The 14,584-nt window shown below is 70.1% G+C and carries 14 protein-coding genes and 1 pseudogene; 6 read left to right on the plus strand and 9 right to left on the minus strand.

The window, feature by feature from the left end:
- Positions 1-519 precede the first annotated feature (519 nt).
- Positions 520-3,969, plus strand: a complete 3,450-nt coding sequence (locus GEV43_RS54085) for an RHS repeat-associated core domain-containing protein (protein ID WP_160823697.1) — start codon at positions 520-522, stop codon at positions 3,967-3,969.
- Positions 3,970-4,256: 287 nt separating this feature from the next.
- Here GEV43_RS54085 and GEV43_RS30990 read toward each other — a convergent pair whose 3' ends face one another.
- Together GEV43_RS30990 and GEV43_RS30995 are read right to left on the minus strand one after the other, a co-directional pair.
- Entirely contained in the window at positions 4,257-4,469 is a 213-nt protein-coding gene (locus tag GEV43_RS30990) for a hypothetical protein (protein ID WP_160823698.1), read from the minus strand.
- Between the two features lie 3 nt (positions 4,470-4,472).
- Positions 4,473-4,646 carry a hypothetical protein gene (locus tag GEV43_RS30995; protein WP_160823699.1) on the minus strand — a complete coding sequence of 58 codons (174 nt, stop codon included), beginning with the start codon at positions 4,644-4,646 and terminating at the stop codon, positions 4,473-4,475.
- Between the two features lie 969 nt (positions 4,647-5,615).
- Here GEV43_RS30995 and GEV43_RS31000 point away from each other — a divergent pair.
- The 5 genes from GEV43_RS31000 to GEV43_RS31015 all read left to right on the plus strand — a co-directional run bounded on the left by GEV43_RS31000 (position 5,616) and on the right by GEV43_RS31015 (position 8,862).
- Positions 5,616-5,885: a hypothetical protein gene (locus GEV43_RS31000; RefSeq protein ID WP_160823700.1), complete on the plus strand. Its 270-nt coding sequence runs from the start codon at positions 5,616-5,618 to the stop codon at positions 5,883-5,885.
- A 236-nt stretch (positions 5,886-6,121) separates the two neighbouring features.
- A complete protein-coding gene (locus tag GEV43_RS31005) occupies positions 6,122-6,313 on the plus strand; it encodes a hypothetical protein (protein ID WP_160823701.1) in 192 nt (63 codons plus the stop codon).
- Positions 6,314-7,685: 1,372 nt separating this feature from the next.
- Positions 7,686-7,817, plus strand: coding sequence for a hypothetical protein (locus tag GEV43_RS54090; RefSeq protein ID WP_302931086.1), 132 nt, complete (start codon positions 7,686-7,688; stop codon positions 7,815-7,817).
- A 110-nt stretch (positions 7,818-7,927) separates the two neighbouring features.
- Positions 7,928-8,269 (plus strand): hypothetical protein, encoded by a 342-nt coding sequence (locus GEV43_RS31010; protein WP_160823702.1) that lies wholly within the window; start codon positions 7,928-7,930, stop codon positions 8,267-8,269.
- Positions 8,251-8,862 (plus strand): hypothetical protein, encoded by a 612-nt coding sequence (locus GEV43_RS31015; RefSeq protein WP_160823703.1) that lies wholly within the window; start codon positions 8,251-8,253, stop codon positions 8,860-8,862. Before GEV43_RS31010 ends, GEV43_RS31015 begins: the two co-directional genes overlap by 19 nt.
- On the opposite strand, the pseudogene GEV43_RS31020 reads toward GEV43_RS31015, so the two are convergent.
- The 7 genes and pseudogenes from GEV43_RS31020 to GEV43_RS31045 all read right to left on the minus strand — a co-directional run bounded on the left by GEV43_RS31020 (position 8,807) and on the right by GEV43_RS31045 (position 14,573).
- A pseudogene (locus GEV43_RS31020) lies at positions 8,807-10,226 on the minus strand (FAD-binding oxidoreductase). The gene GEV43_RS31015 and the pseudogene GEV43_RS31020 overlap by 56 nt on opposite strands.
- A 109-nt stretch (positions 10,227-10,335) precedes the next feature.
- Positions 10,336-10,548: a Clp protease N-terminal domain-containing protein gene (locus GEV43_RS55295; protein ID WP_309240056.1), complete on the minus strand. Its 213-nt coding sequence runs from the start codon at positions 10,546-10,548 to the stop codon at positions 10,336-10,338.
- Complete coding sequence (locus GEV43_RS31025; protein WP_206681341.1) at positions 10,509-10,892, minus strand: Clp protease N-terminal domain-containing protein; 384 nt, start codon at positions 10,890-10,892, stop codon at positions 10,509-10,511. Before GEV43_RS31025 ends, GEV43_RS55295 begins: the two co-directional genes overlap by 40 nt.
- Positions 10,893-10,894: 2 nt before the next feature.
- Positions 10,895-11,128: a helix-turn-helix domain-containing protein gene (locus GEV43_RS31030; RefSeq protein ID WP_160823704.1), complete on the minus strand. Its 234-nt coding sequence runs from the start codon at positions 11,126-11,128 to the stop codon at positions 10,895-10,897.
- 32 nt (positions 11,129-11,160) lie between these two features.
- Positions 11,161-12,189, minus strand: a complete 1,029-nt coding sequence (locus tag GEV43_RS31035) for a CNNM domain-containing protein (RefSeq protein ID WP_160823705.1) — start codon at positions 12,187-12,189, stop codon at positions 11,161-11,163.
- Positions 12,186-13,622, minus strand: coding sequence for a hemolysin family protein (locus GEV43_RS31040; protein ID WP_160823706.1), 1,437 nt, complete (start codon positions 13,620-13,622; stop codon positions 12,186-12,188). The genes GEV43_RS31035 and GEV43_RS31040 overlap by 4 nt, the downstream gene beginning before the upstream one ends.
- 105 nt (positions 13,623-13,727) lie before the next feature.
- On the minus strand, positions 13,728-14,573 hold the full coding sequence (locus GEV43_RS31045; RefSeq protein WP_160823707.1) for an EamA family transporter: 846 nt from the start codon (positions 14,571-14,573) through the stop codon (positions 13,728-13,730).
- Positions 14,574-14,584: the final 11 nt, after the last annotated feature.

Below are 14,584 nucleotides of genomic sequence, written 5' to 3' on the forward strand. Positions count from 1 at the left end.
ACAGAAAATGGTCTTTACTGTACGGGTCGGATCCTGCATCATCGCTCCTGTGATTGTTTGCCACCTGGCAAAAGTCGGTCGTGCTCACCGGTAAGACGTGATCGACGCATTCCTTGTCCGCTCCCCGCCTGAGCCTTTGCGAGTTGTGTGCTGGTCTTTGATTCCGCCCACCTGAACCGGCTCCAGGAAGACGGGCTGGCGTGCGTGGTGTGTGACAAGCGCTTCCCGCTGCCCGCCCTGACGGTGGGCGTCTCGTCGGCCTCCTCCCCGGTACGGGCGTGTGAGGAATGCGCCCTGCTCCTGGAGCCTCCGGCCGACCCGACGACGCCTCGTCCGGGCCCGTCCCCCGACCGTTAACCGGGAGCTTTCCCCCTCCCGGATATTTCGCCTTCCCCGCGGGCGCAGCAGTACCGCCGCTCATTCTCCTCGCCTTGCCCATTTCCCGAAGGAAAAGCGTCTCGGGCGGCCGCCGAGGAGCCGACTGGTCGAACAATGCCCCGAAGGAAAGGAAGATCCCTGGTGTTAAGACGTTCTGTCGTGTGGGTCGCCGTTTCGGCGCTCGCCCTCACCGGCCTGGCAACGCCCGCCGCCGCCCACGCCCAGGCGCCCGCCGCGGCCGGGCCGTACCGGTTCCAGCATCTGTATCCCGAGCTGGGCTCGCCCCACGCCTCGAACCCGAAGCTGGGTCCGTCCCACCGGGCCGGGGTGCGGCTGGTCAGCCCGGGCACGGTCGGTGACCCGGCCAAGACGAAGATCCCGGCCCGTGCGCCGTCGGGAGCGGGCAACGCTGGCCGTCCGGCGGCGAAGCCCGCTGTGGCGGCGTCGGTGCCGGTGGGGATCGGGCCGGTGCGCAACGGCACGTTCCTGTCGTTCAATCTGGCCGACTACCTGCAACTGAAGGTGAACGTCGGGTCGGGGAACGCGATGGTGCGCACCACCGACATGTCGCTGCCGGGCATCGGCGGGAACGTGACCGTCGGCGCGGCCTACAACAGCCTGCTGCACGCCGCCGACGTGGCCACCGGCGTCATCTCGCCCGGCTGGCGTACACGGCTCGGCCAGGACGTGCGGCTGTACAAGAACAGCGGCAACTCGGTCACCATGACCGGCCCGGACGGCACGTCCGGGGTGTTCACCGTCTCCGGTTCGGGCTACTCCACGCCCAAGGAGTTCAAGGGCGACCTGGTCAACCAGTCCGGCGGCGGCTGGAAGTACACCGACCACGGCTCCGGCAGCGATTCGTACTTCAACGCCTCGGGGCTGCCGACCAAGGTCGAGGACCGCAACGGCAACACCACCGACTTCGGCTACACCTCGGGCAACGTCTCCACGATCACCTACAAGCCCAAGGGCGAGACGTCCGGCCGGGTCATCAAGGTCGGCATGTACGACGGCGAGCACATCAACTCCTACACCCAGGACAAGGCGGGCGGCGGCAACCGCATCGCGGCCTACAGCTACGACACCTCCAACCGGCTGATCCAGGTCCAGGAGCCCGCGGGTGAGGTCGCCAAGTTCGGCTACGACGCCTCGGGGAACCTGAACTCCATCACCAACGGCAAGGGCGCGGTCACCCAGCTCGCCTACGACGGCAACCATCGGGTGCTGTCGGTGACCCGCGTCGGGGAGTCGGTCAGCCAGGTGACCCGGCTGGCGTACGCCTCCGACACCCAGTCGCAGGTCGCCGATCCCAACACCGACCAGTCCAAGCCCGTCGCCGACGTTCCGCACACCACCTACACGCTCAACTCCAACGATCGGGTCACCAAGACCGTCGACCCGGCCGGCAAGACCCGTTCCAAGACCTACACCCCGTTCAGCGACGTCGCCTCCTACGAGAACGCCAACCAGGGGATGACCACCAACACCTTCGGCGCCAACGGCGGCGAGTCCCAGACCAAGTCGGCCTCCCCGACCGGCGCGTCGGGAACGGCCGCCTACGGCAACTCGCCCACCAGCCAGAACCCGACCGCCGCCTACCAGCCCTCGGCGGGCACCGACACCCAGGGCAACTCCACCGCGTTCACCTACGACGGCCCCGGCAACCTGAACTCGGCCAAGAACGCCCTGGCCGCCGAAGCCAAGCTGTCCTACAACTCCGACGGCACCGTCAAGGACTCCACCGACCCGGGCAACGGCTCCAACTCGGCCACCTACGGCTACGACGGCAACCACCAGCTCACCTCGGTGACACCGCCGACCGGCAACACCCTGAAGAAGAAGACCTTCACCTACGACGGGTACGGGCGGCTGGCCACCGCCACCGACGGCAACGGCAAGAAGACCACCTACACCTACGACGCCAACGACCGCGTCCTGACCATCGCCTACTCCGACGGCACCCCGACCGTCACCTACACCTACGACAAGGCCGGCAACCTCAAACTCCGCACCGACGCCACCGGCACCACCACCTGGTCGTACACCCAGCGCAACCTGCTGGCCGCCCGCCACTCCACCTCCGGTGGCGGCGAGATCGACTGGCAGTACGACCCGACCGGCAACCTGGTCAACCAGCTCAACACCGCCGGCACCCTGCACTACGTGCACTCCACCCGCAACCTGCTGGCCAGCATGACGGACTACGCCGGCAAGAAGTGGGAGTTCGACTACGACGACGACGGCAACCGCACCCACACCTACTTCAACAAGACCTCCGACACCGCCTGGTCGATGCACACCAAGCACAGCTACGACGACTCCGGCCGCATCACCCGGATCGTCACCTCGCGCGCGAACGACGACTCCAAGATCGTCTCGGACGTCTCGTACTGCTACTCCAAGCGCGGAACGGCGACCAGTTGCGACACCGGCAAGTCCAACGACACCGGCCTGCGCCAGTGGTCCAAGAACAACGTGTCGGGCACCATCAGCGACTACACCTACGACAAGGGCAACCGCCTCACCAAGGCCACCAACACCGCCGGCCACGACTACGCCTACGACTACGACCAGCGCGGCAACCGCACCACCGTCACGACCGATGGCACCCAGTCCCAGTCGCTGACCTACAACTCCGCCAACCAGGCCACCACCTCCGGCGAGTCCTACGACGCCGCGGGCAACCTCACCGCCACCACCGGCTCGGGCGGCCTCAACGGCACCTACAACGGCGCCGGGCAGACCACCCAGTTCACCAAGGGCACCACCACGATCCCGTTCGGCTACGCGGGCTCCGACCAATCCGAAATGGTCACCGCCAAGGGCGCCAGCCTCGTCTACGGACGTTCCGGCAGCACCAGCGCCGGAATCGTCTCCTACACCAACGGCAGCACGTCGGTGTGGATGATCCACGACAGCACCGGCACCCCCATCGGCTATTCCTACAACTCCAACTCCTATGCCTTCGGCACCGACGGCCTTGGCTCGATCACCTCGATCGTCTCCCCGTCGGGCACCCAGGCCGCCGCCTACACCTATGGGCCGTACGGCGAGACCACCGCCGACAATGGCTGGCAAGCCGCCATCAACCTCATCCGCTACACCGGCGGCTTCCACGAACCCAACACCGGACTGGTCAAACTCGGCCAGCGCTTCTACGACACCGGCCGAGGCCGCTTCACCCAACAAGACGCCATCAACACCATCGGCAACCCCAAGAACGGCAACCGCTACACGTACTCAGGCGACGACCCCACCAACAACACCGATCCCACCGGAGCCATCTACGACAAGATCAGCGTCGGCGGATGCGCCATCGTCTGCGCCAGTGTCGGCGTGGCTTTCGGGGACGGCGGAATCAGCCCCACCGCCGGTTTGGGTGTCGGCCCCGAAGGAGGCGTCGACGTTGAAGTGACCGCCAACACCGGAGAAGTCGAGTCCGCCGTGACCGGCAACGCCCAGTGCAGTGGCCCGGGCGTCACCGGCGGGGGAGAGGTCAATCTCGCGACCGGCGATGTGGGCGCGAACGCCGGAGCCACCACCGGAACCGAGTACGGCTGCAATGTCGGGATAGAGGCAACTCTCTGACATGTTCCAGCTGAACTGTCCCGGCGCCGAGTCCATCGGGCCGGGACAGTTCATATCCGGTACTGGAAAGAGCACTCAGAGGAGCGGGAATGGCTCTAGCGCTTCCTCTTGAGCAGGCTGTAGAGCCAGCTCGCGAAGATGAGCACCATGAGGACGACTATGATCCCGATCAGTATCGGATTGTTTCCCAGGCCGTTGCCTGCCAGCACTCCATCGCCGTACGAACTCATAGGTCGCCTTTCGAGGGTCGAAGCCGTTCTTGGCGTCCGAGGCCAGCCCGATGGGGGCTAGAGGATGCGTCCGGGGCTCTTCTTCCGCCCGTCGGCACCGTAGGGCTCGTCCCAGCCCTTGCTGGCATAGAGCCTGTTGACGCGGGGGCGCATGCGGGGCGGGACCCAGTTCAACGCGGGGCCGGGCCCGCCAGTGCGCATCCGTACGAAACTGATCACCACGATCACCAGCATGAAGACCGCGACGCCGATGAAGAGTGCCGTTCCCATGAGTCACGCCTCGCAGGTTCGAATGACCGGAACCATGCTATTCCCCCAGAAGCAGACCAAACCACCGGTCGCGGTCATCACCGGCGCGTAGGTCTGCGCCCCCGCACCGCGACGCGCGGCCGGCAGCACCAGCACCGCACCCAGCAGGAACTGCCCACCGCCGTGCAGCCCGATCACGCAGCCGGTTACCGCCGCACCCGCAGCACCTCCCGAGCCCGTGGCCGCGCCCCCTTCCCTGCCGCCTGCCCAATCTCTGATTCTCGCCTCTGGCTACGGCACCGTGGCCGAGGAGGCTACCTCTGTCGGTGGTTGCGCATTGGCGTCGCCAGCAGCATGCATGTATCTCGACAAGAACGTCCTTGCTCCCACTTGAGGTCAATATGACTCCCAAGAGATCCCAGCACCTTTCCGTACGTCCGCTCGTCCAACTGTCTCTCTGGTTCCTTGTGGCTGGGATAGCCCTAGTCCTCGCCTCAGTGTCAATTTGGACAGGGATGGCAGAAGGCGACTGGGGCATCGCCTGGGGATGCCTGATCGTGGGTGTCGGCTCGAACATCCTAGGTATATGCTTCATGCACGGTGCCCTCTCTTGGCGCAAGAAGCGGAACTCGAAAGCGCGTTCCGAATGAGCAACTATGCGCCCTGAACCCCCTGGATCTCCCCGCCTGTGCTCGGTCACCACTCGGATGCAGGCGAGGGCCTTAATACGTCCAAGTAAGACGGCTACTCGTCTGTGTGTCACGACGACTCAGAAGCCTGGCGCGATCGCCGGTTCTGTGGGAAATGAGCTCCTCGCATTCGTTGACCGCTCCCGATGGCGGAGCCTTGTACCGGGGACAACCTGCTCGATGTCGCCAGCGACGACGAGCACGGCACGCCGACCGACGTCGACGAACAGTGGACCGCCTGCGAACGCCCGCCCGGCTACCTGGCCGAATCCCGGAAACTGGCCACCTGGGCGCACTGCCATCACGCGAAATGCTCTGGGATTGAGATTTCGGTCTGCCGTCGGGCCGTCGGTGGAGGCGTAGTTCTGGCGGGGGTCGCCGCATCCGGGGTTGTGCGATCGGTGGAGGCGGCTGTGGCCCTCGGAGTGAATCCGCTGGCTGACCGAACGACTCGGCACCCAACGAAAAGGACAGAATCGTGGACCTGTGGCGCCCCAAGCGGGACGTGCCGGACTCGGCACTGATGCCCACCTATAAATACGGTCTGTTCATGACTGGGTTCCTGCTGGCCGCCGTAGGGCTCACTCTGCTTCTCATTGCGTTCATCGCCGAATGGGTGCCGAACGGCAACATTGTCATAGAGATCGTGATGGGCATCGGAACACTAAGCAGCTATTGGCTGGCGTACCTGGGCCTGAAAATGGTTATGTACGCGCGTCGACGGCACGGCCGCCATAGTAATGAATGATCGGCATATGTGTGTCCGATACTGGATCGTGCCCTATGTCAACGGCCGCCTACACCTACGGGCCGTACGGCGAGACCACCGCCGACAACGGCTGGCGCGGGAAATCGGTTGGCGTCGCTCTCACCGAGTGCGTCACCCGGAGTGGGTAGCAGCCTGTACCTAGGGAAGAACGTCCTGACGCTGCCTTGAGGGAAGAGAAGATGTCATCAGAGAGAACGCCTCGTCCTCCACGCTCCATGCTTTACAAGGGTGTGGCCCCGATCGTGGCCGTCGGCACCGTCTCGATCACCGAAGCGACACTGATCTGGACCGGAGTGTCCGCCGGAGACTGGAGCATCGCGACGGCCTGCCTGCTGGTCGGAGTGCTCGCGTTCGGGGTCACGGGCCGCATCTTCTGGGTAGTAAGACGCCCGCGCAGAAACCGTTAGCACGGATGAGTGGTCCGGCGACCGCCCTGGCAGGGCAACCATCGAACCCTCTTCGGGCCAGCCAAGAGCGAGGTCACGTCATGAGGGAAGCCATCATCGTCGCGGCGCTCTTGCTCGTCGCCCTCGTGCTGAAGCAGATCTTCTACACCTCCAGGTTCAGCGACTGGTACAAGAGTCGACGACAGGGAAGTAATGGTCGCCGTCAAGGGCGTCGGCCTGCTACTGCACGTGTGTCGGAGTCGGGCACGCATAGAACAATCGCCGACGGCGTGTACGGCAGGCGCACCTGGGGTGATTTGTGGTGGCTGTTGGCGCAGCGGCCCTTTCGGGCGTGGTCCTCTACCTTCTGTAGAGAGAAGCGCTGATTCCCGCTCTTGGCTTTGAGGGCGAACCAGTCGTTGTCATGAGCCCGGTGATCGGTTGGTGGGATTGGGCCCGATGGTCGGGGCAGGGCGCCGCCAAAAGCCGGGTCGGGGTGGTTCGGTTTGGTTGCCGTCTGAGGTCACCTGGTCGCGTGGGTGAGGGCGTTATCGGCGTTGGCCTCGGCACAATGGGCAGCAACGGCCCATTGGTCGGCGGAGGTGTCAGGGCTGTTTGCGGGGGGACAAGGGTGCTGACGCTCGACTCGGTCGGAGAGGAGTGCCATGCACCCGATACAGATCGTCATGCTGATCGTCGGGGTCATCCTTGCGGTGACGTTGCGTTTGCTCGTGAAGAGGACGAGGCGGTAGGCGCTTAGATTTCTGTGGGTAGTGCTGTCCTCTCTTGTGCGGGTGTGACGACGTGGTGCGGGCGGCTGGGGCGGCAGGGGCCTCAGGTCTCGTGTCCGGTCGGGGGCGGGGGCTGCGGCTCGGACGTTGCGAGGTGGCAACGGTCGGTCGAGTTCGGGTGTCCGGGCGGACGCGGACGGTGACCATCGTGGGGTGCGCAACAGCGAACCCCGCCCGCTGCCTCCAGCCGGCTACCTCCGTTCCGCGCCCGCTGGACGTTCCGGCGGGCTCGCCGGTGTCCGGCGCGGCCCCGGCGTCGTCCTCGCGCTGGTGCTGAGCGCGATCGTCGCGTTCGGGTCGGACTCGCCGTCGAGGCGTCCGGCCCGTCCGAGCCCGGCGCGGGCGGAACGTCCCGGGAGGCCCGTCCGGCACCGTCCGTGCCTCCGGCGCCCAGTCTGACGGGCGCCGGGGCGGCGAGCCCGAGTGCTTCCGGTGTTCCGCGGAACGGCGCGTCCTCCCGGCCGACGCGCGCGCGTACGGGCACGAAAGCGCGGGCGAAACGGAAGGAGCCGGGGCGTCGTGGTGCCACCTCCGCGCCGGAACGTCCCCGGCATGGCTCGCCGCGAACGCGCGCGCCGTCGCGACACGTTCGTAAGCCACACGTGCCGCGTCCGAAGAGGCCGAAGGCGCCCGCGCTGCCCGCGTGGGTCAGGGCGGCGTGCGTCCAGCGCTTCCCGACCGATCCCGCGCGGCGCATGGCGTGCATCGCCGCGCTCGGCCGGTTCACCCGCTGATCCGTCCGAATGTCCGTCGGTCGGCTGCCTTGGGCGTCGGATGGCCTCGTCCGCTGGGCATTCGGCGGGCTCCGGGGCGGGGGAACTTGTGGGGGTCAGGTGAGTCGTACATGGCCATGGAACATGAAACATCCGACATTGTTGGCTCGGCACTTCTGGAGGCGTTCGCGCAGCGGGGGCTTCAGGCGGCGCTGCCCGAGCCTGGGACGGTCAGCGTCGTGCTGCCGGACGGGTCGCAGGCGCGGGCCGATATCCGGGGCTGGCGCGACCACGCCGAGCGCGGTCCGCGGTCGGAGCTGGCCCGTGTCGCGGGGGAGTACGCCGACCAGGCCGTCGCCGCGTTCGGGCGGCACGCCGCCGCGCCGGCGCAGGCGGGCGGGGCGCGGCGAACCTGCGGGTCCGGCTCTACCCGGAGGCCGCGTTCGACGAGGAGATGCGGGCCGCGCTCGTGACGCGGCGGCTCGCGCCGGGGCTGTTGCAGACGGTCGTGGTGGACCATCCCGACTCGATCATGCCGCTCAACCGGGCCGATCTCGGCGGGACGAGCGAGGAGGAGGTGTTCGGCGCGGCGCTGACCCGTTCGATCGAGGACGAGCCGCACCACGTCACGGCGGAGGCCGCCGACGAGGTGCGGCTGGTCACGATCGGGGAGCGGCACCGCTACGTCGGCGCGCACGTCCAGGTCCTCGCGCGGTACGTCGATGGGCCTCTGCCGTACGGGGCGCTGGTGTCGTTCCCGCTGCCCGAGTACGTGGTGACGCACTCGATCGGCGGCGGCAACAGCGTCTTCACGGCCATCGCCACACTCCAGGACGTCACCGCGAAGCTCGCCGCGGCGGGAGAGAAGCCGATCAGCTCGCAGGTGTACTGGTGGCGGCCCGGCGCGTACGAGCGGATGCCCGAGAAGGAGGCGCTCTACAGCGGGCGGGTGCCCGACCTGGCCCCGGTCGGCGTCGTGTTCGACGACACGGGCCAGTCCGTCAGCCCGCTCACGGCCGAGTCCGACGAGCTGATCCGGGCCTGGCTGAACGACCACCAGGGGTGAGGTTCGGGTCACGTTGGGGGCCGAAGACCTTGCCGGGGTTGAAGATTCCGGCGGGGTCCAGGGCGTTCTTGACGGCGCGGTGCAGGGCGACGACGGCCGGGTCCAGTTCGGCGTGCAGGCCGCGGCGCTTCAGGAGGCCGACGCCGTGCTCGCCGGTGACGGTGCCGCCGAGGGCGATCGCGTCGTCCACGATGCGGTCGAACGCGCGCTGGGCGCGGACGCGGGCGGCGTCGTCGCCGGCCGGGGCGATGATCAGCGGGTGCAGGTTGCCGTCGCCCGCGTGCGCGATGTTGGCGATGTGGGTGTCGTGCTCGGCGCCGGCCCGTTCGATGCGGGCGAGCATCTCGGGGACGAGGGCGCGGGGACGCACACGTCCTCGGTGAGGACGGGCCCGAGGCGTTCGAGCGCGGGGTAGGCGAGGCGGCGGGCGGCGAACAGCGCCTCCGCCTCGGTCTCGTCCGCCGACCTCGCGCTCCACGTCGCGCCCGCCTCCTCGAAGCAGCGGACCATCGTGTCGGCCTCCGCCTCCCCGGCCTCGCCGGGGGCGTCCGAACGGCCGAGCAGCAGGACGTTCGCGTCGGCCGACAGGCCCATGTTGCGCCACTGGTCCACGGCCTGGAGGCAGTGCCGGTCGACCAGTTCCAGGGCGCTCGGGACGACGCCCGCGGCGGTGACCGAGGCGACCGCCGCGCCCGCGTCCCGGAGCGTGTCGAAGTAGCCGACGACCGTGCGCTCGGGGGCGCGGGCGCCGCGCAGCCGGACGGTGATCTCGGTGACGACGCCGAGCGTGCCCTCCGAGCCGACGAGCAGCCCGCACAGGTCGTACCCGACGACGCCCTTGGCCGTACGGCGGCCGAGGCGCACGGTCTCGCCGCGGCCGACGACCGCCTCCAGCGCGAGGACGTAGTCGCGGGTCACGCCGTACTTGACGCAGCAGACGCCGCCGGCGTTGGTCGCGACGTTCCCCCGATCGTGGACCAGGGGGAGCTGGCCGGGTCCGGCGGGTACCACAGGCCGTGCTCGGCGCACGCACGCCGCAGGTCGTCGTTCACCACGCCCGGCTGGACGACCGCCAGCCGCTCCACCGGGTCGATCTCAAGGATCCCGTCCATCGCCTCCAGCGACAGCAGCACGCAGCCGTCGAGCGCGTTGGCGCCGCCGGACAGGCCCGTCCCTGCGCCGCGCGGCACCACCGGGACGCCGAGCCTCGCGCAGACCTCGACCACGCGCGCGACGTCCCGGGCGGACCCGGCCCGGACGAGCGCGGCGGGCGTCCCGTACGGCGCCCACTGCGCCTCGTCGTGGGCGTAGGAGGCGATCACGTCGGGGTCGGTGACGAGGCGGGCGGAGCCGTTCCCGGGCATCGGGGCTCCGTCCGAAGGAGCGTCGGAGGAGAGGGCCTCCCGCAGGGATTCCAGCAGTTCGGACATGCCACCCAAGTAATCACGGCCGGGTCCTGCGGGGGTAACCGGGTCAGGCGGCGTTGGTGGTGAGGAGGTGGGTGATGTCGGAGCGCAGGGCGGGGATGTCCACGCCCGCCTCCGTCAGCAGGCGTGCGGACAGGAAGCCCGGGTCCTGGAGCAGGCCGAGCAGGACGTGGCCGTCGCTGATGTGCTTCTGCTTGAGCCGCAGCGCCTGGCGGAGGCTCAGCTCCAGGGACTTCTTGGCGTCCGGGGTGAACGGGATGTGCCCCTGGCGGCCTCGCTGGAACCGTCCGGGCGGGGCGTCGAGGGCGCCTTCGCCGAAGCTGTCCTCGGTGGCCTCCCGTACGGCGTCCAGGTCGATGCCGATCGCGCGCAGCGCCTCGGGTCGAGGGGGTCGCCGCCCCGGCCGCGCGTCCGGGCCAGGTGGCCGCGCAGCTTCTCCACGGTCAGTCCGCGTCCGCGCATCGCCGCGTTCGCCGGGCCGTCGCCGTCGAGGAGCGCGATCAGGAGGTGCTCGGTGCCGATGTGCCGGTCGCCGAGGGCGCGGGCGACGCTCTGGGCCTCGGTGACCGCGTTCCTCGCGGCGGCGGTGAAACGCTCGAACATGCCTACCGTTCCTTCCTGAGGAGGCCGCGGCCCCCGCCGTGCTTCTTGTGGACGGCCTGCCGGCTCACGCCGAGGCAGACCGCGATCTCCTGCCAGGACCAGCCCTGCTCGCGCGCGTTGGACACCTGTAGCGCTTCGAGCCGTTCGGCCAGCTCGCGCAGCGCGCGGACGGCGCGCAGGCCGACGGCCGGGTCACGGCTGCTCGCCTCCTGGGCGAGCGTCACTCCATCGCTCATGGGTGTCAATCTAGGTTGACAGCCGTCCGGTGTCAACCTTCGTTGACGGGACGGTCCGGGAGGAGGAGCGTGGTGAGCAGGTCGTCCAGGCTGACCAGCCCGGCGGGACGGCCGTCCTCGCCCGTCACCAGGCCCAAGTGGCTGTGGCCCGCGCGCAGCGTCCCGACGGCGTCGCCGACCTGCGTGCCGATGTCGAGCGCGGGCACCGCGTGCGCGAGCGCGCCCGCCGGGGTCGGGCGGCCCCGGGCCCGCGCGAGGTAGGCGTCCCGGACGTGCACCATGCGCGGACGGCCCGGACCGCGCAGCATGATCCGGGTCCGGCCCGTCCGCGCGGCGGTGTCGATCACCTCCTGCGGGGACGCCGCCGGCGCGACCGACACGATGTCACCGACCGGGATGACCAGGTCCGCGAGCGGCGCGCGCGGCGCGTCCAGCGCGGCGGTCAGCAGGCTGAGGTCGGCCTCCCCGATCAGCCCGAGCCGCCGCGACTCCACCGCGAGGCTGCGGAGCTGCTCGGGCGTCCGCGACACGCTCACCGCGTCGCCCGGACGGACGCCGACCATGCGCAGCAGCAGGTTCGTGGACGCGTTCAGCGCCGCGAGCACCGGCCGCACCACCGCGGTGAACGCCCGGAACGTCGGCGCCAGCACCGTCGCCGACCGTTCCGGCCGCGCGATCGCCCACGTCTTCGGCGCCATCTCGCCGACCACCATGTGCAGGAACGTCACCACCGCCAGCGCCAGCACGAACGCCACCGGATGCGCCGCCGCCGACGGCACCCCCACCGCGTGGAACAGCGGTACGAGCGTGTCGGCGATCACCGGCTCGGAGACCAGGCCGAGCCCGAGCGAGCACATCGTGATGCCGAGCTGCGCGCCCGCCAGCATCAGCGACAGCTCCCTGATCCCCGCCACCGCGCTCGCCGCCGACCGGCTGCCCTCCGCCGCCGCCCGTTCCAGCCGGGGCCGCTTCGCCGCCACCAGCGCGAACTCCGACGCCACGAAGAACCCGTTGCCCGCGAGCAGGGCCAGCGTCACCGGCGCTCCGACCGAGAGGTTCACCGGTCCCCGCCCTTCCGCTCCCCGGTCCCGTCGCGTCCGCGCCGCGCGTCCGCCGCGGTCCCGCCGCCCGGCCCGGCGTTCGGCCCGGCGTCCGGCTCGTCGCCGTCCGGCGGGGCGTCCTCGACGGCGCGGACGCGGATCAGCTCCGGGACGTGGCGGTGCACGGTCATCACCTCGATGACGGCGTGGCGCGGCGGCTCGTCCATGCCGGTGGGGGCGAGCGGCACCGTCACGACGTCGCCGGGCTCGGCGACGCGGTGCAGGCGCTCCATGATGAGGCCGGCGACCGTCTCGTAGGCGCCCTCCGGCAGGGCGATGCCCGTCTCGTGCGCGACCTCGTCCATCCGCAGGCCCGCGTCGACGGTCCACCACTCGCCGCGCAGGATCGCGAGGTCCTCGCCCGCCTCGTTCTCGTCGGCGATCTCCCCGACCAGCTCCTCCGCGACGTCCTCCCAGGTGACCAGGCCGGCGAAGCCGCCGTACTCGTCCACGACCAGCGCCATCGGGCCGCCGCCCCGCTGGAGCTGCGCGACGACCTCCGGCAGCGGCAGCGTGGACGGCAGCATCACCGGCGCGCGGGCGATCTCCCGCACGCGGGTGCGGGGGATCTCCTCCGGGGCGAGCAGGATCAGCTCGTCCAGCCCGACCACGCCGAGGACGTCGTCGACGCTCTCGCCGACGACCGGGTAGCGGGTGTGGCCGCTCGCCGTGATCACCTCGCTCAGCGTGCTCGCGGGCGCGTCGCCCGGCACCGTCACCGCGTCGACCCGCGGCACCATCACCTCCTCGGCCGACAGGTCGGAGAACGCCAGGGCCCGTTCGAGCAGGGCGGCGTGCGCGTCCTTCAGCTTCTCGCCCGACTCGCCGATGATGTGCCCGAGCTCCTCCAGCGTCGCGCCGTGGTGCAGCTCCTCCACCGGCTCGATCCCGACGGCCCGCAGCAGCCGGTTGGCGGACGCGTCGAACAGCCTGATCAGCGGCGCGGCCAGCATCAGGTACGCGAGGGTGGACGGCGCGAGGGCGCGGGCGAGCGACTCGGCGCGCACGAGCGCCAGGTTCTTCGGGAACAGCTCGCCCAGCACCATCTGGACCACCGTGGCCAGCGCGAACCCGAGCGCGACCGCGACCCCGCCGGCCGCGCCGCCCGGGACCCCGGCGGCGCGCAGCGCGGGCGCGATCAGGTCGGCGAGCGCGGGCTTGGCGATGAACCCCACCACCAGCGCCGTCACGGTGATGCCGAGCTGCGCGCCCGACAGCATGAACGACAGCCGCTCCATCACCCGGACGGCGCGTTCGGCCGCCCGGTCGCCGTTCCTGCCGCGCTCCTCCAGGTCGAGCCGGTCCGCGGTGACGAACGCGAACTCCTGCGCGACGAAGTAGCCGGTCGCGGCGGTCAGCACCAGGACGGCGAGCAGGCCGAGCGCGGCGTTCACCCCACCTACCTTCCCTGCCAAGATCCTTCCTACCCCGGTCCATCCCCTCCGCCGCCGCGTCCCGAACCCGCCGGACGGCCAGGCGGGCGTCGCCCGCGCGACGGCTCAGTGGGCGGTGATGAGGACCACGCCCGCCGCCACCACGCAGGCGGCGGCGATCCGGCTCTTGCCCAGGTGCTCGCCGAAGAACACCGCGCCGATGACCGCGCCGGAGATGACGCCGGTCTCGCGCAGGGCCGCCACCGACGCCAGGGCGCCGCGCGTCTGCGCCCACAGGACGATCCCGTACCCCGCCATCGCGATCACGCCGCCGCCCAGCCCGGTCGCCACCTGGCGTACCGCGAGGCCCCGGTGCAGGGCGCTCCGCCGGACCGCCCACAGGGCCGCGACGGTCACCGGCCCCTCGATCGCGAACAGCCACGCCGTGTACGAGGCCGCGCTCCCCGCCTCCCGCACCCCGATGCCGTCCAGCAGCGTGTACGAGGCGATCGACGCCCCGGTGAGCAGCGCCGCCGCCACCGCCTTCGGCTCCCGCCGGGACCCGGGCCGCAGCCCGCCCGCGAACGCGAGCACCCCGAGCCCGCCGCACACCGCCGCGACGCCGCCGAACTGCGCCCACGACAGCCGTTCGCCGAGGAACACCGCCGCCACCAGCGCGACGGCCAGCGGCGCGCTGCCGCGGGCGAGCGGGTACACCTGGCTGAAGTCGCCCAGCTCGTACGACTTGAGCAGCAGCCCCATGTAGACCAGGTGCACGGCCACCGACGCCGCCAGGTACGGCACGGCCGCCGCGTCCGGAGCCGGGAGGAACGGCAGCAGCGGCAGCGTCAGCAGCGCCTGCCCGGCACCGATCAGCGCGAACGACACCCAGCGGTCCGCCGCCCCCTTGGCCATGGCGTTCCAGGTGGCGTGCAGGACACCGGCGAAGATCACGGCGAGTGCGGCGGTCATGCCGCCACCCC

The organism is Actinomadura sp. J1-007 (assembly GCF_009793335.1).
Classification (GTDB): Bacteria; Actinomycetota; Actinomycetes; order Streptosporangiales; family Streptosporangiaceae; genus Spirillospora; species Spirillospora yumaensis.